Source organism: Escherichia sp. E4702, assembly GCF_963883545.1.
Lineage (GTDB): Bacteria > Pseudomonadota > Gammaproteobacteria > Enterobacterales > Enterobacteriaceae > Escherichia.
Genome location: NZ_CAWORF010000036.1, coordinates 120,535 through 140,681, shown reverse-complemented (window position 1 = coordinate 140,681; position 20,147 = coordinate 120,535). Strand labels below are relative to the sequence as shown.

Sequence of the window (20,147 nt, the reverse complement as noted above, 5' to 3'; positions counted from 1 at the left end):
CTACTTCTGTTGCGCAAACTCAGCCAACAATGGCCAGCGTTTTAACGCTGCAGCCAACTGCTCACGCTGAGAAATATCGGCATAATCGATATCAGGCAGTGAAAACGCCTGCTTTAACGCCAAAATATCATTCTGAAAGATATAGCCTATCGCGGGATCAGGCAGAGTATCCTGTTCGTTGTTATTCATTATGCTTAATCTCGATAAAATATACCCGCCACGCATCAGTCAATTCTAATCGACAGAATTTTGCCTGTATAATGCCAGACGGCAATACGTAATCCGTTCATTTTTTAACTTTCATGTACGCAACTAACGAAAGTAAAAAACGAAAAGACTGATATCATAAGGCTTCCAGCCTGCTAAATTGATTCACATGCTAAATCTGATAAGTTTTAATTTCAATGGTAGGTTTATTTCTTAGCTTTCGCTAGTAAACTGATAATCAGACAAAATGGTGACTTGAGGGACGTTGTGGACCCTGTATTCTCTATCGGTATCTCATCTTTGTGGGATGAGTTGCGGCATATGCCAGCAGGCGGCGTCTGGTGGTTTAACGTCGATCGTCAAGAAGATGCTATCAGCCTTGTGAATCAAACGATGGCTTCTCAAGCTGAAACCGCGAAAGTCGCGGTCATTAGCATGGATAACGATCCCGAAAAAACCTTTAAATTAGATGATTCTCACGGACCGGAAAAAATAAAATTATTTTCAATGCTAAATCATGAAAAAGGGCTATACTATTTGCCCCGTGATTTACAATGTTCTATTGATCCCGAAAATTATCTTTTCATTCTTGTTTGTGCCAATAACGCATGGCAAAACATTCCAACTGAGCGGCTTCGTTCATGGCTGGATAAAATGAACAAGTGGAGCAGATTATACCATTGTTCACTGCTGGTAATTAATCCAGGAAATAATAACGATAAACAATTTTCATTGTTGCTGGAAGAGTACCGTTCTCTTTTTGGCCTCGCCAGTTTGCGTTTTCAGGGCGATCAACATCTGCTGGATATCGCCTTCTGGTGCAACGAAAAAGGGGTTAGCGCCCGTCAGCAACTCATCGTTCAGCAGCAAGAGGGTATCTGGACGTTAGTTCAGCGTGAAGAAGCGGAGATCCAACCACGCAGCGATGAAAAACGCATTCTTAGCAATATTGCTGTGCTGGAAGGCGCCCCCCCTTTATCAGAACACTGGCAACTGTTCGACAACAACGAAACTCTGTTCAATGAAGCCCGGACTGCACAGGCTGCAACCGTCGTTTTCTCTTTACAGCAAAATGGGCAAATTGAACCACTGGCCCGCAGCATTCATACCCTGCGTCGCCAGCGTGGTAGTGCGATGAAGATCCTCGTGCGGGAAAATACTGCCAGCCTGCGTGCCACCGATGAACGCCTGTTACTGGCCTGTGGCGCTAACATGGTTATTCCCTGGAACGCCCCGCTCTCCCGCTGTCTGACGATGATTGAAAGCGTGCAAGGGCAGAAGTTCAGCCGCTATGTTCCGGAAGATATCACTACCCTGCTATCCATGACCCAGCCGCTGAAACTACGCGGTTTCCAAAAATGGGATGTGTTCTGTGAGGCGGTCAATAACATGATGAATAACACGTTGTTGCCTGCTCATGGTAAAGGCGTGCTGGTCGCTTTACGCCCAGTACCGGGCATCCGCGTTGAGCAAGCCCTGACGCTGTGCCGTCCAAATCGCACTGGCGACATTATGACCGTTGGTGGAAATCGACTGGTCCTGTTCCTCTCATTCTGCAGGATCAACGATCTGGATACTGCGTTGAATCACATTTTCCCGTTACCTACTGGCGACATTTTCTCTAACCGCATGGTCTGGTTTGAAGATGACCAAATCAGCGCTGAACTGGTGCAAATGCGTTTACTTGCCCCGGAACAATGGGGGGTGCCACTGCCTTTAACTCAGGCCTCCATGCCGGTAATCAATGCCGAGCATGATGGGCGTAACTGGCGACGAATACCGGAACCGCTGCGACTGTTGAGTGATCCTGTGGAGCATTCATCATGATGACCATCAGCGATATCATTGAAATCATTGTCGTTTGTGCGCTTGTTTTTTTCCCGCTGGGCTATCTGGCGCGCCATTCCCTACGGCGCATTCGTGACACCCTGCGTTTGTTATTTGCGAAACCTCGTTATGTAAAACCGGCCGGTACGTTACGCCGTGCAGAAAAAGCCAGGGCTACCAAAAAATGACTCAATTTACCCAAAATACCGCTATGCCTTCTTCACTCTGGCAATACTGGCGCGGCCTTTCTGGCTGGAACTTTTATTTTCTGGTTAAGTTCGGCCTGTTGTGGGCGGGCTACCTTAACTTCCATCCGCTACTCAATCTGGTATTTGCCGCGTTCCTGCTGATGCCGATTCCGCGCTACAGCCTGCATCGCCTGCGCCACTGGATCGCCCTGCCAATCGGCTTTGCCCTCTTCTGGCATGATACCTGGCTACCTGGCCCGGAAAGTATTATGAGCCAGGGGTCACAAGTGGCAGGCTTTAGTCCCGATTATTTAATCGATCTGGTCACGCGCTTTATTAACTGGCAGATGATTGGTGCTGTCTTTGTTTTGTTAGTGGCCTGGTTATTCTTGTCGCAATGGATTCGCATCACCGTTTTTGTGGTCGCCATTCTGGTATGGCTGAACGTACTTACGCTGGCTGGTCCAAGTTTCTCCCTGTGGCCAGCCGGTCAACCGACCACCACGGTAACAACGACGGGCGGTAACGCTGCGGCAACAGTCGCGGCAACCGGCGGCACGCCAGTAGTTGGAGATATGCCAGCGCAAACTGCACCACCGACAACCGCAAACCTCAATGCCTGGCTGAATAATTTCTATAACGCCGAGGCGAAACGTAAATCGACCTTCCCATCCGCGCTGCCAGCGGATGCGCAGCCATTTGAGCTTCTGGTGATTAATATCTGTTCGCTTTCATGGTCGGATATTGAAGCTGCCGGATTAATGTCACATCCGTTGTGGTCGCATTTTGATATTGAGTTCAAGAATTTCAACTCTGCAACCTCATACAGCGGTCCGGCGGCGATTCGTCTGCTGCGCGCCAGTTGCGGTCAGCCATCGCACACCAATCTGTATCAACCAGCAAATAATGACTGCTATCTGTTCGATAACTTGTCAAAACTGGGCTTTACCCAGCACCTGATGATGGGACATAACGGCCAGTTTGGCGGCTTCCTGAAAGAAGTTCGCGAAAACGGCGGTATGCAGACCGAATTGATGGATCAAACAAATCTTCCCGTCATTTTGCTGGGCTTTGATGGTTCGCCGGTTTATGACGATACTGCCGTGCTTAACCGCTGGCTGGACGTTACCGAAAAAGATAAAAACAGCCGTAGCGCCACGTTCTACAACACGCTTCCACTGCATGACGGCAACCATTATCCGGGCGTCAGCAAAACAGCGGATTACAAAGCGCGAGCGCAGAAGTTCTTTGATGAACTGGACGCCTTCTTTACTGAACTGGAGAAATCGGGTCGTAAAGTGATGGTCGTCGTAGTACCGGAACACGGTGGCGCGTTGAAAGGTGACAGAATGCAAGTTTCTGGTTTGCGTGATATCCCCAGCCCGGCAATCACTGATGTACCGGTTGGCGTGAAATTCTTCGGTATGAAAACACCACATCAGGCGCGCCAATTGTCATCGACCAACCAAGCAGCTTCCTGGCAATCTCTGATCTGGTGGTTCGCGTTCTCGATGGCAAGATTTTCACCGAAGACAATGTTGACTGGAAAAAACTCACTAGTGGATTACCACAGACTGCGCCTGTTTCCGAGAACTCGAATGCGGTGGTCATTCAATATCAAAATAAACCGTATGTTCGCCTGAACGGTGGCGACTGGGTGCCTTATCCGCAGTAATTACGAAAAAGGCCGCAGAGTTTCCCCCTGCGGCCTGGACCGGGCGCAAATTGCCATTACGGCAGCCTGACGCCCGCATGACACGTTACTTCCGCTTATTCAGCCAGCTCACGATCAGACTGGCGAGAATGCCAGCAATGACCGGAGCCGCTAAATCATGCCAGAAGGCCATGCTCAACTCTGCGAGCGTCATATAGCCGCCTCTGTTGTAATGACAACATTTCGCGGCTATCCTTGAGTTGTTGATGTTCAAGAATGGCCCCCGTCATATTGTCAGGTGTACACCTGCAACGTGCGGGGGTTTTCTCTTTCCAGCAACCAATGCCGCCGGGGATAAAGCCCCCGCAACATTGCGCCTCACCGGAATCCTTCCGGCTTGCCGCTGATTCTACGATTGTTTTTCTGTTCCGGAATCCGTCACTTCTTCACTCTGTGCTGCGCATTCCGCAGAATATTATCCGCTTGCAACCGTTACATTTTTCTTACGAAAAAGGCCGCAGAGTTCCCCCCTGCGGCCTGGTCCGGGCGCAAATTGCCATTACGGCAGCCTGACGCCCGCATGACATATTACTTCCGCTTATTCAGCCAGCTCACGATCAGGCTGGCGAGAATGCCAGCAATGACCGGAGCCGCTAAATCGTGCCAGAAGGCCATGCCCAACTCTGCGAGCGTCATATAGCCGCCTCTGTTGTAATGACAACGTTTCGCGGCTATCCTTGAGTGGTCTAGGTTCAAGATTAGCCCCCGTGATGTTGTCAGGTGCACACCTGCAACGTGCGGGGGTTTTCTCTCTCCAGCAACCAATGCCACCGGGGATAAAGCCCCCGCAACATTGCGCCTCACCGGAATCCTTCCGGCTTGCCGCTGATTCTACGATTGTTTTTCTGTTCCGGAATCCGTCACTTCTTCACTCTGAGCTACGCATTCCGCAGAATATTATTCGCTTGCAACCGTTACATTTTTCTTACGAAAAAGGCCGCAGGGTTTCACCCCTGCGGCCTGGTCCGGGCGCAAATTGCCATTACGGCAGCCTGACGCCCGCATGACATATTACTTCCGCTTATTCAGCCAGCTCACAATCAGGCTGGCGAGAATGCCAGCAATGACCGGAGCCGCTAAATCGTGCCAGAAGGCCATGCCCAACTCTGCGAGCGTCATATAGCCGCCTCTGTTGTAATGACAACGTTTCGCGGCTATTCTTGAATGGTCTAGATGCAAGAATGGCCCCCGTGATGCTGTCAGGTGCATACCTGCAACGTGCGGGGGTTTTCTCTCTCCAGCAACCAATGCCACCAGGGATAAAGCCCCCGCAACATTGCGCCTCACCGGAATCCTTCCGGCTTGTCGCTGATTCTACGACCGTTTTTGTGCTTCCAAATCCATCAATCTTTCATATTGTGTAGCGCATTCCGCAGAATATTATCCGCTTGCAACCGTTGCATTTTTCTTACGAAAAAGGCCGCAGAGTTTCACCCCTGCGGCCTGGTCCGGGCGCAAATTGCCATTACGGCAGCCTGACGCCCGCGTCGCATATTACTTCCGCTTATTCAGCCAGCTCACGATCAGGCTGGCGAGAATGCCAGCAATGACCGGAGCCGCTAAATCGTGCCAGAAGGCCATGCCCAACTCTGCGAGCGTCATATAGCCGCCTCTGTTGTAATGACAACGTTTCGCGGCTATCCTTGAGTTGTCTACTATCAAGAATGGCCCCCGTGATGTTGCCAGGTGCAGACCTGCAACGTGCGGGGGTTTTCTCTTTCCAGCAACCAATGCCGCCGGGGATAAAGCCCCCGCAACATTGCGCCTCACCGGAATCCTTCCGGCTTGCCGCTGATTCTACGATTGCGTTTTACCGTCAGCATCTGGCAATTTTCCTCATTGCGTGATGCCTTCCAGCTTAATTTCTTTGTTTACAATAGTTGCAGTTCATATCCGAGCTGACTCCAGACTGGTAGTGAAATGCGCAATTTTGTAGAATTGCGCCTCCTCGCAATCTCCCCAGTGAATCTGTTGTCTCATTCGTTACACACTGCGTATTCAACTTCTCTACCAGTTGCGCAAGAGAAGCTGGGGTTATTCATTTTTACGAGGCTGACTTCTTTCTGGACAGGACTTTATGCAGCACAACACACAACCATTACACGATCACAAATTGCCGTTTACGCGCTACGACTTCGGCTGGGTTTTATTATGTATAGGAATGGCGATTGGTGCCGGAACCGTGCTGATGCCGGTACAAATTGGCCTGAAGGGGATTTGGGTATTTATTACCGCTGCAATCATTGCTTATCCGGCAACCTGGATAGTGCAGGACATTTATTTAAAGACACTTTCAGAAAGTGATTCCTGTAATGACTATACAGATATTATCAGTCATTACCTGGGCAAAAACTGGGGAATTTTCCTCGGGGTTATCTACTTTTTGATGATTATCCACGGGATTTTTATCTACTCTCTCTCCGTGGTTTTCGACAGCGCCTCATACCTGAAAACCTTCGGTTTAACCGATGCCGATCTTTCACAATCTCTACTTTATAAAGTCGCTATTTTCGCCGTACTGGTGGCGATTGCGTCTGGTGGTGAAAGGTTGCTGTTTAAGATCTCCGGGCCAATGGTGGTGGTCAAAGTCGGCATTATTGTCGTGTTCGGTTTTGCGATGATCCCGCACTGGAATTTCGCCAATATAACCGCCTTCCCACAAGCCTCCATATTTTTCCGCGACGTCCTGCTCACCATTCCATTTTGTTTCTTCTCTGCGGTATTTATTCAGGTGCTTAACCCGATGAATATTGCCTATCGTAAACGGGAAACAGATAAAGTACTGGCAACTCGGCTCGCGCTGCGTACCCACCGGATTAGCTATATCACGCTCATCGCGGTGATCCTGTTTTTTGCCTTTTCGTTTACCTTCTCAATAAGCCACGAAGAAGCCGTTTCTGCCTTTGAACAAAATATCTCGGCACTGGCACTAGCCGCGCAGGTGATCCCCGGGCATATCATTCATATCACCTCTACGGTGCTGAATATCTTTGCCGTACTGACCGCATTCTTTGGCATTTACCTCGGTTTCCACGAGGCCATTAAAGGCATTATTCTCAATCTGTTAAGCCGAATTATTGATACCCAGAAAATTAACTCGCATATGCTGACTCTGGCAATTTGCGCTTTTATCGTCATTACGTTGACGATTTGGGTTTCGTTTCGTGTATCGGTGCTGGTGTTCTTTCAGTTAGGAAGCCCGTTATATGGCATTGTGTCGTGCCTGATTCCGTTTTTCCTGATCTCTAAAGTTTCACAACTGAAAAAACTACGCGGGCTAAAAACATGGCTTATCCTGTTTTATGGCATTTTGCTGTGCTTTTCGCCGCTGTTGAAGCTGATTGAGTAAAAGTAACGGGGGCTGCTCACAGCAGCCCCAGACGATGTCGATAGCATTTCAGTACAGCCTGGATATGCTCCTGAGTCATAAAGGACTGTTCATACGTTTCCATAACAATGGTATTTTCTTTACGTATATCCTGAAAGAGTTTTTCCAGCAATCTGGGCGCTAACCCCATTGATTCACCCAACAGCAAAAAGTCCTGCCCGATATACTCGCCATAATCACTGTGAAATCCAGGAGCCAGCTCCCGACCGCCTTCTTCTCGCGTCAATAACGGCAGCGCCAGATAGTTTGAGTGAAAATATTCCGGATAGGGAGCGACAGAAACAAAGTCATACACCGGCGCTAACGCTGGCATCAAACCATCGGAGTACACTAAGCCAAAGTTTCGTAAATGCATGTCGTTATTACCCAGCAACCAGGCGTAAACAATGCGACGAAAGAGATCGATTTTAAATGCGATGTTGTCGTTAACATGGGCAATTAAAAATCGGGCCAGCGTTTCATAGCTGACGTATTGCTCGTTATCATTTCCCGTTTTGCCATATTTATCTGTAATCTGCATCGCGCCATCAAGTTGCTCCTGATGCACTGGCTGCCCCTTGTCATCCCGGTCATAGCGCCGGATAACAAACGCGTATTCAAGCTTCTCCTCTGATTGTGGTGCAAAACTCAGCAGGCCATGCACAGGTACGTCAAATCCCAAACGAGACATCAATGTCATTGTTGCGTGTTCATTTTCGGCCAAACCGGGAAAGTCGGCTGGAGAGGGCTTAAGGATAAAATTTCCCTGATGATCTACGACGCGGAACTCTCCTTCATCCAGCACTAATTGCAATTTGGGCTGGTAACCGGAAATACTCATCCCTTTTTGTTGACGCGGAAGTTCCTGCACAAACTGAGTTCGCGTAAACCCCAGCCGAGGATTCAATTTTGCAGTGCCGCTCAGGCGCTTCAACCCCTGTGTCGAATATCCGCGCTGTTCGTCACGTTCATTCAGCGGCGTTAACAGAATGCGACAATTCGCCATTATTCCTCCCAAGGTAAAATCTGGATTGCCCCCAGCAGATTCTTGCCGTTATCAATAAGCATTCCCAGCGGATCGTTTTCGTCACGGTGCTGTATCTGGCTGTAGCGTTGACGCAGCCATCCTTCTGGCGCCAGTGAGGCAAAATAAGGATGCAACGTCTCACTGGGAAACTGACGCTGTGCGACGGGCAGACTGATTGAGATTGCCGGTCCGTGGTAATCCGGGGCGTACTGGAACAAAAAACCACTGTCGTTCTGAGAGAGTTCACCCACTACCTGACCATAGAGCAACACTTTCACTCGTCGATGCATAGTTTCACTCCAAGAACGTTCGCCACCGCAAACACACTGCCGAATTTAACCTGTTCAGGATCCTTAAAAAGTCGCTTTAACGTGGACGTTGAGATCCCTGTTTGTAGTTCAAGGGTGTATAAATCAATGCCCAATTCTTTGCGACGTGCGTTCAGTTGTTCCCCCAAATGACGGGGAGTCTCAATGGTCCGGAGGGGGCGTGGTTGACTAATATTCGGCCCCTGGATAAGTTTCTTCTGTAACTCCTGGAGCTGGTCGCCGATCGCTTTCAACTCTTGAGCCAGATTCTGTGACCCCGTGTAGATCATTAAAGAACCTTTCAATTGATAAAAGACAAAAAAGATCATTTATGGTTAAATGAATTCGTTAAGCATCATAAATGAACCATTTTTTATTAATGGTTATAATTTAGCTCATATATAACACATTGACAACAAAAAATGGTCACAAAAGATCTATAAGTGATAGTTAAAGCACAAGAGGGTCATATTTGACATGAGACCAGCATGAAAACCGGTCTCATCGGGTGGGTTATACAGCTGGCTTCTGCGGATTTTCATCCTGATCAACAGCAAAGCAGGCAACCAGTTGACCGCCGTAGTCTTTTAGCTGCGGCTGCAACTGGGTGCAGGGGCCGAAGCGTCGACGACAGCGGGCGTTGAAGGCGCAGCCCGGCGGTGGATTCAGCGGGCTTGGCAGTTCACCGGTGAGTTTGATGCGCTCGCGGCGATCGTCCGGGTTCAGGCGTGGTGTAGCGGAGAGCAGCGCCTGAGTGTACGGATGGCGCGGGTTATTAAAGATTTGGTCCTTCGTTCCCTTCTCCACGCAGCGGCCCAGGTACATCACCATCACTTCATCAGCAATGTGCTCCACCACCGACAGGTCGTGCGAGATGAAGACATAAGACAGCCCCAACTCCTGCTGCAAATCCATCATCAGGTTGAGCACCTGCGCACGCACCGAGACGTCCAGCGCAGAAACCGGTTCATCGGCAATCACCACATCCGGGTCGAGCATCAGACCACGGGCAATGGCGATACGCTGACGCTGACCGCCGGAAAACATATGCGGATAGCGGTCGTAATGCTCGGTTTTCAGGCCAACTTTTGCCATCATCGACAGGGCTTTTTCCCGACGCTGTTCTTTGCTTAAGCTGGTATTAATCAGCAGCGGCTCTTCAAGAATTTGCCCGACTTTTTTACGCGGATTCAGTGAACCGTAGGGATTCTGGAAGACGATCTGGATTTTCTGCCGACGCAGCTTCTGCGCCTGTGGATCGTGCTTGAGCAGATCCTGCCCCTGGTAATACAGTTCACCGCCGGTAGGTGTTTCAATCATCGTCAGCAACCGACCGAGGGTCGATTTACCGCAGCCAGATTCACCTACTACCGCCAGCGTTTTACCACGTTCAAGGTTAAACGAAACGCCATCCAGCGCCTTCACCAGACGTTCCGGCGCGAACATGCCTTTCTTCACCGGGTAATGTTTTTTCAGGTCGATAGCCTGCAACAGCGGTTGTTGCGAGGTGGCCTCTTGCGTACTCATAGTGTCGGCCTCCCGGCATCATCAAGTGGGTAATGGCATTTGGACTGACGCCCGTCAGCGAGCATATTCAGCGCCGGTTCTTCAGCGCGACATCTGTCAGTGGCATAGGGGCAGCGCGGGTTAAGCAGGCAGCCGTTCGGGCGGTCGTACTTGCCGGGAACGACGCCAGGCAACGATGCCAGACGTTCTTTGTCCTGAGCAAATTCCGGCAGCGCACGCAGCAATGCCTGAGTATACGGATGACGCGGCGCACGGAAGATGGCGTGAGCATCGCCCGTTTCCACCACCTGGCCTGCATACATCACGATGATTTTATGCGCCGCTTCCGCCACCAGCGCCAGATCATGGGTAATTAACACCAGCGCCATGTTCTCTTTTTGCTGCAACTCCAGCAACAGTTCGATGATTTGCGCCTGAATGGTCACGTCCAGTGCGGTGGTCGGTTCATCGGCAATCAGCAGTTTTGGCCGACAGGCAATCGCCATCGCGATCATCACTCGCTGGCTCATGCCGCCGGAAAGCTGATGCGGGTAAACATCCAGACGCGAAGCCGGATCGGGAATACCGACCTGATTAAGCAGATCAATCGCCCGCTGACGGCGGGTACTTTTGTTACCGCCCTGATGCACCTTAATCGCTTCCATAATCTGGAAGCCCACGGTGTAGCACGGGTTAAGACTGGTCATCGGGTCCTGGAAGATCATCGCCACTTCGGCACCCACCAGGTTGCGGCGCTCTTTTTCTGAGATACGCTGCAAATCCTGGCCATTAAACTCCAGCTTTTCCGCCATCACGCGGCCCGGATAATCAATCAACCCCATAATCGCCAGCGAACTGACTGATTTACCGGAACCGGATTCGCCGACAATCCCGACCACTTCGCCCTGTTTTACGCTGTAGCTGATGCGGTCTACGGCGCGGAACGGTGCGCTTTCGTCGCCGAAATGCACCGATAATTTATCTATATTTAATAACGCCATCTCGAACCTCTTACTGCTTCAGTTTGGGATCGAGCGCGTCACGCAGACCGTCACCCATCAGGTTAAATGCCAGCACCGTCAGTAGGATCGCCAGACCGGGGAAGGTCACGACCCACCAGGCGCTTTGCGCGAACTGCAACACATCGGAGAGCATGGTGCCCCACTCCGGTGTTGGCGGCTGCGCGCCCATGCCGAGGAAACCAAGAGCAGCCATATCGAGAATGGCGTTAGAGAAGCCGAGCGACGCCTGAACAATCAGCGGTGCAAGGCAGTTGGGAAGAATATTGATAAACATCTGGCGCAGCGCCCCGGCACCTGCCACGCGAGACGCGGTGACGTAATCGCGATTCACCTCCACCAGCACGGCGGCGCGAGTTAAGCGCACATAGTGTGGCAAGGCAACGAAGGTTAGCGCCAGCGCGGCGTTACCAATCGACGGGCCGAAAATCGCCACCAGCACCAACGCCAGCAGCAGACTTGGCAGCGCCAGCATGATATCGACCACGCGCATGATGATGTTATCGACCAGGCCGCCGAAGTAACCGGCGATCAGGCCGAGAATAACGCCCATAATCAGCGATAACACAACCACCAGACAGCCAACCAGCAGCGACAAGCGCGCGCCGTACATCAGGCGCGACATAACGTCACGACCGACGTCATCTGTACCGAGCAAGTGCGCCATGCTGCCGCCTTCCTGCCAGGCTGGCGGGGCGAGTAGCGCATCGCGGAACTGTTCTGCCGGGTTATACGGCGCAATCCAGTTGGCAAAGATCGCGATAAACAGCACGATGACGACGTAAACCAGCCCGACGACCGCGCCTTTGTTGCGTTTAAAATAGTGCCAGAACTCCTGTAACGGGGTCATCGGCACCGGTGCGCTAATCACTTTATTTTCAGTAATCTGTGACATGATGTCCCCTTACTTCTTATGACGAATACGCGGGTTCACCACGCCGTACAGCAGATCGACCAGCAGGTTGACGAGGATAATCATCGTTGCCACCAGCAATACGCCGCCCTGCACTACCGGATAATCGCGGCGTTGCAGCGCGTCAATCAACCAGCGCCCCAGACCGGGCCACGAGAAGATGGTTTCGGTCAGAATCGCGCCTGCGAGCAATGTTCCCACCTGCAGGCCAATAACAGTTACCACCGGCAGCATGGCGTTACGCAGCGCGTGGACGATAATCACCCTAAGGCGGGTCAGCCCTTTGGCGCGCGCGGTGCGGATATAATCTTCACCCAGCACTTCCAGCATCGAGGAGCGCGTCATACGCACAATCACCGCCAGCGGTATCGTACCCAGCACAATCGCGGGCAGGATCATATGGGCGACGGCATCGATAAAGTTACCGTCTTCACCCCAGATGGCGGTGTCGATCAGCATAAAACCAGTTAACGGATTGGAATCATCGAGGAACACCATGTCGCTCACGCGACCGGAGACGGGCGTCAGGTTCCAGTGCACTGAAACCAGCATGATCAGCATCATGCCCCACCAGAAGATAGGCATTGAATAACCTGTCAGCGCCAGGCCAACCGCTGTGTGATCGAAAATGGAACCGCGTTTAACCGCCGCCAGCACGCCAACCGGAATGCCGACCGCGGTCGCAAAAATCATCGCGCAGACGCCAAGTTCCAGCGTAGCCTGGAAGCGTGGCACGAACTCTTCCCAAACCGGGATACGGCTTTTCATCGAAATGCCTAAATCGCCGTGCATTACGCCCCAAATGTAATGGAGATACTGCTGCCACATCGGTTTATCCAAGCCGAGTTCTGCCAGCAATTGCGCGTGACGCTCTGGGGAGATCCCACGTTCACCCGCCATGATCATCACCGGATCGCCCGGGATCATGTGGACAAAGGCAAATGTGAGAAGGGTAATACCGATAAACGTGGGGATGACGAGTCCCAAACGTCGGAGAATAAACTGCAACATAACCCGGATTCTCTGTAGTGACCCGCAGCCTGGAACTGCGTGTCTGTATTGCTCACAAATCAATTCCCGCCCGTGCCGGACAGAGAATGAAGTATTGCTGCCGGATGGCGCTGCGCGCAGAGGCACAGCACCACCGGGTATGCAGATTGTTGACAAAGTGCGCTTTGTTTATGCCGGATGCGGCGTTAACGCCTTATCCGGCCTACAAAATCTTGCAAACTCAATACATTGCAGAATTTTCGTAGGCCTGATAAGCGGAGCGCATCAGGCAGTTTTGCCTTTGCCATCAGTCTTGTATGGCTTTTAATTATTCGATAGAGACGTTTTCGAAGTGATGTTTGCCTAATGGATCAACCACATAGCCTTTAACTTCTTTGCGTACCGGTTCAAACACGGTGGAGTGAGCGATGATCAGTGCCGGAGCCTGATCGTGCATCACCACCTGTGCTTGTTTGTACAGTTCAACGCGCTTGTTGTGGTCGTCGGTGGCACGCGCCGGTTGAATCAGATCTTCAAACGGTTTGTAGCACCATTTTGAGTAGTTGGAGCCTTGTTCAGAGGCGGCGCAGCTGAACAGGGTAGCGAAGAAGTTATCCGGATCCCCGTTATCGCCAGTCCAGCCCATCATTACCGTCTGGTGCTCGCCATCTTTCGCACGCTTGAGATACTCACCCCATTCGTAGGTGACGATTTTGGCCTGCACGCCGACTTTCGCCCAGTCAGCCTGAATCATCTCTGCCATGCGGCGAGCGTTCGGGTTATACGGACGTTGTACGGGCATCGCCCACAGGTCGATGGAGAAACCTTTTTCCAGACCCGCTTCTTTCAGCAAGGCTTTCGCTTTTTCAGGATCGTAGGTGTAGTCCTGAACGTCATCGTTATAGCCCCACATGGTTGGCGGGATCAGGTTTTTCGCTGCTACGCCCGCGCCCTGATAAACCGCTTTGATGATCGCATCTTTGTTCACTGCGTAGGTCAGAGCCTGGCGAACTTTCACGTCATCCAGTGGTTTTTTCTGCACGTTATACGAGAGATAACCGACGTTCAGCCCCGGCATTTCCATCAGGTTGATGGATTTATCCTGCTTCATGCGAGCGATATCTGCCGGGTTCGGGTACGGCATTACCTGGCATTCATTTTTCTGCAATTTCGCGTAACGCACGGAAGCGTCAGGGGTAATTGAGAAGACCAGCGTATCGATCTGCGGTTTGGTACCCCAGTAGCCATCAAACGCTTTGTAGCGAATACGGGAATCTTTTTGATACTGCTGTAACTGGAACGGGCCGGTGCCGATTGGGTTGAGGTCCAGTTTTTCCGGCGTACCGGCTTTCATCATCGCGTCTGCATATTCTTTTGACAGAATAGAGGCGAAGTCCATTGCCAGGTCAGCGAGGAACGGCGCTTCCGGGCGAGTCAGCACGAACTGAACGGTGTTGTCGTCCACCTTTTTCACTTCGCTGATCAGCTCCGGTAAGCCCATGCCTTCGAAGTATTCGTAGCTGCCGCCAGAAACTTTATGGTACGGGTTTTGCGCGTTTTTCTGACGATCGAACGAGAACACCACGTCATCAGCGTTCATTTCGCGCGTCGGTTTGAATTCTTTATTGTCGTGCCACTTCACACCTTTACGCAGATGGAAGGTATAGGTTTTACCGTCTTCGCTGACTTCCCACTTTTCAGCGAGGCCAGGAATCACTTCGGTGGTGCCGATTTTAAATTCAACCAGACGGTTATAAAGTGGTACGGAAGAGGCGTCATAGGTGGTGCCGGAGGTAAACAGCTGCGGGTTAAACCCTTCCGGAGATCCTTCTGAGCAATAAACCAGAGTTTTAGCCTGAACACTTGCTGCGACGGTCATAGCCACCAGGCTGAGACCAAGCTTCAGCATCCCTGACTTTTTCAAGGAAATACGCATTATTCTGCTCCAATTGTGATGTTTGTTGTTTTAACCCTTTGCAGTGGGTTGTCGCTGCCTGACCTTTTTTGTTTTTTGCCCGGTCGGGTCAACGTTATGAGGTGGGGATGCCGTACTAATTAACATCAGTGTTACAGTGCGGATCCTCCATAAAATGCCCCTCGTGACCTACAATCTGTCAACAGAATGTGAAAACGTCAATACAGCCCACCGGGATTTACACCAACGGTGAGAATCCACAAACAAAGATTAAAAAAAACTTCAAACAACTATTTGCAGCAGAGAAATTTGTGCTACGCCAACATAACCAGAACAATCAGCTTAATATTTGGCAACAATTGGTGATTAAGTTTTATGCATTTAGTGAAAAAAATCTGATGGAAAGGTGGATATCTGAGCGATTAATACCATGAACGCTAAACCGCACAGCGGAAAATGCCAGCGCCAGCCATAAGTAACGCAAAAAAAGATTTAAGCAAATATAGAAAAAGACAATGGATTCTGTCACAAATCCGTTAATGGATAGTGAGATATGGGGCGCAAATTTGGCAGGGAAATGTGTGGTGTGTAGGTCGATAAGGCGGTCGCGCCGCATCCGACAATAAGTGCGGTGCCGTTGCCTGATGCGACGCTACCGCGTCTTATCAGACCTACTTTAAAGCGGGTCACAGAAAGCAAAAAACCAGCCCATAGGCTGGTTTTTCTAAATTGGTCGGTGATAGAGGATTACTCGCCACTTCGTGGCTCGCCCTGCGGGCCGTTGCTGACGCAACGTTCTCTCGCTTCGCTCGAGTCGAACCTCCCTGCCCTCGGAGGTTCTCATCCTCACGGGCTACAAATGCAAAAAAGCCTGCTCGCTGAGCAGGCTTTTCGAATTTGGTCGGTGATAGAGGATTCGAACCTCCGACCCCTTCGTCCCGAACGAAGTGCGCTACCAGGCTGCGCCAATCACCGAATGCGGGGCGCATCTTACTGCGCAGATACGCCCTCGTCAATCCCTTAATAGCAAAATGCCTTTTGATCGGCGAGAAACTCAGCAGTGCATTTAGTTAGCTTCTGCCTTCTTCGCCTGAGGGATTCGACACCAGTTGTTGTTTTCGTTGATACCACCGTCCGGTGAAGTATAACCAAGGCAACCTAAAATGGTGTCGTACAGTTCTACATGACGGCGTGGCACTTTGATATCCGCCTCTTTTTTCAGCTGCGCGAATGCCTGCGCGTTGGCCGGATTCTCCAGATATTTATCCGACATCCAGACCATCATCGGTACGCGGAACTGCTCCGGTGGCGCATATTCGCGTGGTGTGCCATGCAAGTGCTCACGCTCGTTAATTGACTCACCGTGGTCCGCTGCATAGAAAATAATGGCCTTCTTATCGCGGAATTTGTCGATAACCGTGTCGATAAAATGATCAACATAGGTGATGGAGTTATCATATGAGTTAATCATCGGCGCTCGTGGGCATTTACGGTCAATGGCATAGCACTCTGGCTTCCACTGGGCAAACTCACGAGGGTAACGTTGAGTATAGTTGTAGTGTGACCCTTTGGTATGCAGCACAATCAGATGCTTACCTTCTGGTTTTTTCTCCAGAGAACGCTCGATCTCATTGACCAGCAACATATCGTCCACCGCTTTCCCACGGTTACGCGGCTCTGCTGCAATTTGCTCGCGATAGGCAATGTTGTCAGCCATGGTGTTGCTGTAGAACCACATCTCACTCTGCATGGCGTATAAATCAGAGCTAAAGCCCAGCTGTTTGAGAACCGCAAATACGTTCTGCTCTTTAAGCGTACGTTGTGGGTTATCTTCCGTTCCACCTTCACGCACAAACATACAGCGTAGTGATAATTTAGTCGCGGTATCACAAGAATAACCACGGTACATCACCAGGTTTTTCTCTTTGGCCAGCTTCGGCGTGGTATCCCGCTCGTAGCCCAGCATCCCCATATGATCCCAACGCGTAGTTTCGCCAATAATGAAAACCACATAGGTATCGTCGAGATTTTGCGTCGGGGTATAGGTGAATTTTTTTGCCGGATTCATCAGCGACCGATTGTCTGACGATTCATCCACTTGCGCCCAGGCATACAGCCCCAACGCAGAAAGCCAGTTAGAAGGCAGATAAGAGTTCGCCAGCACGCCGCCGTAGCTCGGCATATCCACTCCGGCCAAACGATCTGCACGCTTTTGCACTACATCCATCAGACGAATTGGGCCCCATACCAACAAGCCCGCCAAAAGCACGGTAAGCGCACTACGCCAGCGAGTTTTCGGGGTACAAAGTTGGCGCCAGAAAGTGTCTTGTGAGCGGTTCATCCAGATAAATAGCAACGGGATAATACTCACCAGTACAACCCATGCAATAAGCGTCCAGCCAACCACTTCTTTCGACAGATCAATGTCGGTGGTCATCACCGAAGCAACAATCCCGTAGCCAATCATGACATTCATAAATGTCATGTAGTAGCTGGCCCCGGCAGAAATCAGCACCAGCAATGAAGCCAGCACTTTCCAGGCCGTTCTGCCAAAGAGTGAAATTAAACGTAAAAAGAAGAAGGTTGCCAGAACCGTCCCTGCCAGTTCGATAACCGCCGAGACGCCATTAAGAAAAGTGAAGTTATGCGCGTAACCGTCAAACCGACGGAAATAGACTGCGCAATTCATAAACAGACCGATATAGACAGCGAGCAAAAAGCTTAGCTTTTGCTGCGTTATCGTTTTGATATATCTCATGCAAACAAACCCTGGAAAAACAGGTGATAACACCCTGCATTATGGCCTTTCAAGCCAGGCAAGGGAAAAGTGCGAAGGTCGTCAGATAAGGAAAATCTGCACACGCTGATAAGTAGACCACAGCAAAGGGAAAAAGTGTGGGGAAAGAGTGTACTTGAAGCACAAATTTACAAAAATACAAGTATGAAAGGAGACTTATGTGGTAATTGAACGCTTTAAAGGGCCAGCTTTATGGCCCTTTTAATCTCAGGACAAGTCTAAAACCTGTCGCTAAACTCAACCATGTACTTCGCGCAACACTCTGATCTCTGGCTGGCGAATGGTCGTTGAAAGCGCCAATGACAGAATCAGCAGGGCAAAAATGACGTAGAAAGTCACATAGAAGCCGCCAAACAGTGAGGCGATAATCGAACCGCAGATACTACCGATACCGAAGCCGAGATAAATCACGCCGTAGTTTTTCGCCAGGTTATTGAGGCCGAAGAACTCACTGACCAGTGACGGGAAAACGGTAATTGTGCCACCGAAGTTAAACGCCACACAGGCAATCGCCGCGAAGAACGTCACTGCATTCAATGGTGCAAACAGCAGGGCCGCCATACCCACCAGCGAAATCACCTGTCCAATAGTGATGACGCGGATACGGGCGATTTTGTCAGACAGAATGCCCAATACCAGACGACCAGAAAGGTTAGCAATAGAAATAACCGTTACTGCGTTGGCCGCGGAAATTGCATCAAGATGCGCCAGGCTCTGAGCAATATCTTTCGCCACACCAATCACATACAGACCGCTCATGCAGGCCGTGAGGAACATGACCGCCAGCATCCAGTATTGCGGTTTACGCATAGACTCTGCCAGGGTGTAGTCCTTCTCTACTACGCCATTACTGGTTTTCACTTCCTGTTTCGGCGCATCTTTCATTAACGTCGCGCCAAAGACAATCATCACCAACGCAATCGCGCCCCAAATTACAAAGGTTTTTTCCAGACCGACCGTTTCCAGCAGTTGTGTGTCGATGAATTTGAAACCCAGGCTTCCCAGGCCATAAGAACCAATGGCGAATGCGGAGATCAGACCTTTACGCTCCGGGAACCACTTCACGCAGTTAGAAAGGGTCAGCAGATAACCCGCACCATCTGCCAGACCAACCAGCACACCGGCGCTTAACCACAGCATCATTAGGCTGTTGGAATGCGCGGTAAGGAAGAAACCTACCCCCAGCAGAATACCGGAAGCCATTGTGACGCGCTTGACACCAAAACGTTCCTGTAACTTGCCAGCAACAGAAGAAGAAATTGCCAGTCCCAGACTCAACAGGCCGAAGGAGAAAGCAACCTGACTGACCGGCGCATCCAGTTTGGCAGAGAGCGCGCCATTAAACAGGCTCCAGGTATAAACTGACCCCAGCGCAAACTGGGTGATAATGGTACCGATAAGGGTAAGCCAGCGCGTACGCTGATAGTTTGAAGGTGTCATGGCAGTATTCCTGCGGTAGTAAAAAGGAAAATTCTCTGCCGACAAACATAACGAAGTGCATTTTATGCAGGGGAAAAAACGGCATGAAATGCCATCAAAACGGAATGAAATGCCTTAGTTCAGGAATGAATGACGTGACAAATATTCACCGCAATAATTATTTGGTCAGTTAGCACACACTATCATTGCAATGGTTGTTATTAGCAGCCCATAGTTGTAACAAATACGTTAAAATCTGGCACTCACGCCCATGGTATATAAATAATCACTATCATTGGCGCTATTCTCCGCCTGGGATAACGCGGCATAGGCGGCAATATGTTGGTTAAGCAACATATCGGCTCCTACGGTCACATCAAGCCAATTACCATTCTGATTTGTCGCCGTCATGCGACTTAGGCCTGATTGAGCCTTCCAGATATTTTCACCAAATTGCTGGTTGTAGCTGATTTGCGCCCAGGGACGGAAATCGCCAAGTCGGGAATCAACACGCCATCCTAACGTACTGACGCTGGCATGCCATAACGGATCAGTCAGCGTTGCAGTACTGTCGCCAAACTCGTTATACATGGAGGTGGTTGTGCCATCGTAATGTAATGCGGCGACTGGACCCGTTGTAACCTGCTCATATAAAGGAAAGTTCCAGCCCATACTCATACTGCTGGTCACATCCGCAGGGGTTTCTTCCGCCAGATTAACTTCCAGTCCCAGCGCTCTTTGGCTACTTTGAATACGTTGCGACAAAATATCGTTGTAGTCCGGTTGGTGATCGCTATCCCAGGTATAACGCTCAGTGGTATGTCCTGGTTGCGTATCAACGATATATTCTTGTTGCCAGGCGTAAGCTGTGTTGAGAAAAAAAGAACTGATTACCACGCTCGCCAGCAGACTTAAGTGCCAGCGGCCACCGCATTTTTTTATGATCATTA

20 protein-coding genes, 1 tRNA gene, 1 other RNA gene and 1 pseudogene are annotated in these 20,147 nt (G+C 50.5%); 5 read left to right on the top strand and 18 right to left on the bottom strand.

Annotated features, from left to right (window positions below; all coding sequences use genetic code 11):
• Positions 1-189, bottom strand: a complete 189-nt coding sequence (gene bcsR / locus AACU94_RS21870; protein WP_064527810.1) for a cellulose biosynthesis protein BcsR — start codon at positions 187-189, stop codon at positions 1-3.
• Between the two features lie 273 nt (positions 190-462).
• Here bcsR and bcsE point away from each other — a divergent pair, with 273 nt between their 5' ends.
• From bcsE to bcsG, 3 genes and pseudogenes are all read left to right on the top strand, one after another.
• Complete coding sequence (gene bcsE / locus AACU94_RS21865; protein WP_130210104.1) at positions 463-2,034, top strand: cellulose biosynthesis c-di-GMP-binding protein BcsE; 1,572 nt, start codon at positions 463-465, stop codon at positions 2,032-2,034.
• Positions 2,031-2,222: a cellulose biosynthesis protein BcsF gene (gene bcsF / locus AACU94_RS21860; RefSeq protein ID WP_130216286.1), complete on the top strand. Its 192-nt coding sequence runs from the start codon at positions 2,031-2,033 to the stop codon at positions 2,220-2,222. Before bcsE ends, bcsF begins: the two co-directional genes overlap by 4 nt.
• Before the next feature lie 98 nt (positions 2,223-2,320).
• Positions 2,321-3,897 (top strand): annotated as a pseudogene (gene bcsG / locus AACU94_RS21855) (cellulose biosynthesis protein BcsG).
• A gap of 85 nt (positions 3,898-3,982) precedes the next feature.
• Here bcsG and AACU94_RS21850 read toward each other — a convergent pair.
• From AACU94_RS21850 to AACU94_RS21835, 4 genes are all read right to left on the bottom strand, one after another.
• Positions 3,983-4,090 carry a type I toxin-antitoxin system toxin Ldr family protein gene (locus tag AACU94_RS21850; protein WP_074399497.1) on the bottom strand — a complete coding sequence of 36 codons (108 nt, stop codon included), beginning with the start codon at positions 4,088-4,090 and terminating at the stop codon, positions 3,983-3,985.
• Between the two features lie 374 nt (positions 4,091-4,464).
• Entirely contained in the window at positions 4,465-4,572 is a 108-nt protein-coding gene (locus tag AACU94_RS21845; RefSeq protein ID WP_002431793.1) for a type I toxin-antitoxin system toxin Ldr family protein, read from the bottom strand.
• A gap of 375 nt (positions 4,573-4,947) precedes the next feature.
• Entirely contained in the window at positions 4,948-5,055 is a 108-nt protein-coding gene (locus AACU94_RS21840; protein WP_002431793.1) for a type I toxin-antitoxin system toxin Ldr family protein, read from the bottom strand.
• A 375-nt stretch (positions 5,056-5,430) separates the two neighbouring features.
• Positions 5,431-5,538, bottom strand: a complete 108-nt coding sequence (locus AACU94_RS21835) for a type I toxin-antitoxin system toxin Ldr family protein (protein ID WP_002431793.1) — start codon at positions 5,536-5,538, stop codon at positions 5,431-5,433.
• A gap of 74 nt (positions 5,539-5,612) precedes the next feature.
• Here AACU94_RS21835 and AACU94_RS21830 point away from each other — a divergent pair, with 74 nt between their 5' ends.
• Complete coding sequence (locus tag AACU94_RS21830; protein ID WP_339379185.1) at positions 5,613-5,783, top strand: hypothetical protein; 171 nt, start codon at positions 5,613-5,615, stop codon at positions 5,781-5,783.
• Positions 5,784-6,013: 230 nt separating this feature from the next.
• Positions 6,014-7,285, top strand: coding sequence for an aromatic amino acid transport family protein (locus AACU94_RS21825; RefSeq protein WP_135488604.1), 1,272 nt, complete (start codon positions 6,014-6,016; stop codon positions 7,283-7,285).
• Between the two features lie 16 nt (positions 7,286-7,301).
• Here AACU94_RS21825 and AACU94_RS21820 read toward each other — a convergent pair whose 3' ends face one another.
• The 13 genes from AACU94_RS21820 to AACU94_RS21760 form a co-directional block, all read right to left on the bottom strand.
• The gene (locus AACU94_RS21820; RefSeq protein WP_135488603.1) at positions 7,302-8,309 is read right to left on the bottom strand and encodes a type II toxin-antitoxin system HipA family toxin; all 1,008 of its coding nucleotides are present in this window, start codon (positions 8,307-8,309) and stop codon (positions 7,302-7,304) included.
• The gene (locus AACU94_RS21815; RefSeq protein WP_130210092.1) at positions 8,309-8,620 is read right to left on the bottom strand and encodes a HipA N-terminal domain-containing protein; all 312 of its coding nucleotides are present in this window, start codon (positions 8,618-8,620) and stop codon (positions 8,309-8,311) included. Before AACU94_RS21815 ends, AACU94_RS21820 begins: the two co-directional genes overlap by 1 nt.
• Positions 8,605-8,928 carry a helix-turn-helix domain-containing protein gene (locus tag AACU94_RS21810; RefSeq protein WP_130260126.1) on the bottom strand — a complete coding sequence of 108 codons (324 nt, stop codon included), beginning with the start codon at positions 8,926-8,928 and terminating at the stop codon, positions 8,605-8,607. Before AACU94_RS21810 ends, AACU94_RS21815 begins: the two co-directional genes overlap by 16 nt.
• Positions 8,929-9,151: 223 nt before the next feature.
• On the bottom strand, positions 9,152-10,165 hold the full coding sequence (dppF, locus tag AACU94_RS21805; RefSeq protein ID WP_130260125.1) for a dipeptide ABC transporter ATP-binding subunit DppF: 1,014 nt from the start codon (positions 10,163-10,165) through the stop codon (positions 9,152-9,154).
• On the bottom strand, positions 10,162-11,145 hold the full coding sequence (dppD, locus tag AACU94_RS21800) for a dipeptide ABC transporter ATP-binding protein (RefSeq protein ID WP_135385354.1): 984 nt from the start codon (positions 11,143-11,145) through the stop codon (positions 10,162-10,164). The genes dppF and dppD overlap by 4 nt, the downstream gene beginning before the upstream one ends.
• Before the next feature lie 10 nt (positions 11,146-11,155).
• Positions 11,156-12,058, bottom strand: coding sequence for a dipeptide ABC transporter permease DppC (gene dppC, locus AACU94_RS21795; RefSeq protein ID WP_135488602.1), 903 nt, complete (start codon positions 12,056-12,058; stop codon positions 11,156-11,158).
• A gap of 9 nt (positions 12,059-12,067) precedes the next feature.
• Positions 12,068-13,087, bottom strand: a complete 1,020-nt coding sequence (dppB, locus tag AACU94_RS21790) for a dipeptide ABC transporter permease DppB (RefSeq protein WP_000938853.1) — start codon at positions 13,085-13,087, stop codon at positions 12,068-12,070.
• Between the two features lie 307 nt (positions 13,088-13,394).
• On the bottom strand, positions 13,395-15,002 hold the full coding sequence (dppA, locus tag AACU94_RS21785) for a dipeptide ABC transporter substrate-binding protein DppA (protein WP_023308450.1): 1,608 nt from the start codon (positions 15,000-15,002) through the stop codon (positions 13,395-13,397).
• A 709-nt stretch (positions 15,003-15,711) separates the two neighbouring features.
• A non-coding RNA gene (locus AACU94_RS21780) (RtT sRNA) lies at positions 15,712-15,845 on the bottom strand.
• A gap of 34 nt (positions 15,846-15,879) precedes the next feature.
• Positions 15,880-15,956: transfer RNA gene (locus AACU94_RS21775), tRNA-Pro, on the bottom strand.
• Positions 15,957-16,047: 91 nt separating this feature from the next.
• The gene (gene eptB, locus AACU94_RS21770; RefSeq protein ID WP_130260123.1) at positions 16,048-17,739 is read right to left on the bottom strand and encodes a kdo(2)-lipid A phosphoethanolamine 7''-transferase; all 1,692 of its coding nucleotides are present in this window, start codon (positions 17,737-17,739) and stop codon (positions 16,048-16,050) included.
• Positions 17,740-18,015: 276 nt separating this feature from the next.
• A complete protein-coding gene (locus AACU94_RS21765) occupies positions 18,016-19,218 on the bottom strand; it encodes an L-lactate MFS transporter (RefSeq protein ID WP_130216272.1) in 1,203 nt (400 codons plus the stop codon).
• 228 nt (positions 19,219-19,446) lie between these two features.
• Positions 19,447-20,145 (bottom strand): autotransporter outer membrane beta-barrel domain-containing protein, encoded by a 699-nt coding sequence (locus AACU94_RS21760; protein WP_130216270.1) that lies wholly within the window; start codon positions 20,143-20,145, stop codon positions 19,447-19,449.
• Positions 20,146-20,147: the final 2 nt, after the last annotated feature.

Excerpts from the sequence above, each read along its gene's own strand:
- dppA (WP_023308450.1), bottom strand. The coding sequence starts at position 15,002 with ATGCGTATTTCCTTGAAAAAGTCAGGGATGCTGAAGCTTGGTCTCAGC.
- AACU94_RS21840 (WP_002431793.1), bottom strand. The coding sequence starts at position 5,055 with ATGACGCTCGCAGAGTTGGGCATGGCCTTCTGGCACGATTTAGCGGCT.
- dppB (WP_000938853.1), bottom strand. The coding sequence starts at position 13,087 with ATGTTGCAGTTTATTCTCCGACGTTTGGGACTCGTCATCCCCACGTTT.
- AACU94_RS21835 (WP_002431793.1), bottom strand. The coding sequence starts at position 5,538 with ATGACGCTCGCAGAGTTGGGCATGGCCTTCTGGCACGATTTAGCGGCT.
- dppD (WP_135385354.1), bottom strand. The coding sequence starts at position 11,145 with ATGGCGTTATTAAATATAGATAAATTATCGGTGCATTTCGGCGACGAA.
- AACU94_RS21845 (WP_002431793.1), bottom strand. The coding sequence starts at position 4,572 with ATGACGCTCGCAGAGTTGGGCATGGCCTTCTGGCACGATTTAGCGGCT.
- AACU94_RS21830 (WP_339379185.1), top strand. The coding sequence starts at position 5,613 with ATGTTGCCAGGTGCAGACCTGCAACGTGCGGGGGTTTTCTCTTTCCAG.
- AACU94_RS21765 (WP_130216272.1), bottom strand. The coding sequence starts at position 19,218 with ATGACACCTTCAAACTATCAGCGTACGCGCTGGCTTACCCTTATCGGT.
- eptB (WP_130260123.1), bottom strand. The coding sequence starts at position 17,739 with ATGAGATATATCAAAACGATAACGCAGCAAAAGCTAAGCTTTTTGCTC.
- dppF (WP_130260125.1), bottom strand. The coding sequence starts at position 10,165 with ATGAGTACGCAAGAGGCCACCTCGCAACAACCGCTGTTGCAGGCTATC.
- AACU94_RS21825 (WP_135488604.1), top strand. The coding sequence starts at position 6,014 with ATGCAGCACAACACACAACCATTACACGATCACAAATTGCCGTTTACG.
- AACU94_RS21810 (WP_130260126.1), bottom strand. The coding sequence starts at position 8,928 with ATGATCTACACGGGGTCACAGAATCTGGCTCAAGAGTTGAAAGCGATC.
- bcsF (WP_130216286.1), top strand. The coding sequence starts at position 2,031 with ATGATGACCATCAGCGATATCATTGAAATCATTGTCGTTTGTGCGCTT.
- AACU94_RS21820 (WP_135488603.1), bottom strand. The coding sequence starts at position 8,309 with ATGGCGAATTGTCGCATTCTGTTAACGCCGCTGAATGAACGTGACGAA.
- AACU94_RS21760 (WP_130216270.1), bottom strand. The coding sequence starts at position 20,145 with ATGATCATAAAAAAATGCGGTGGCCGCTGGCACTTAAGTCTGCTGGCG.
- AACU94_RS21850 (WP_074399497.1), bottom strand. The coding sequence starts at position 4,090 with ATGACGCTCGCAGAGTTGAGCATGGCCTTCTGGCATGATTTAGCGGCT.
- AACU94_RS21815 (WP_130210092.1), bottom strand. The coding sequence starts at position 8,620 with ATGCATCGACGAGTGAAAGTGTTGCTCTATGGTCAGGTAGTGGGTGAA.
- bcsR (WP_064527810.1), bottom strand. The coding sequence starts at position 189 with ATGAATAACAACGAACAGGATACTCTGCCTGATCCCGCGATAGGCTAT.
- dppC (WP_135488602.1), bottom strand. The coding sequence starts at position 12,058 with ATGTCACAGATTACTGAAAATAAAGTGATTAGCGCACCGGTGCCGATG.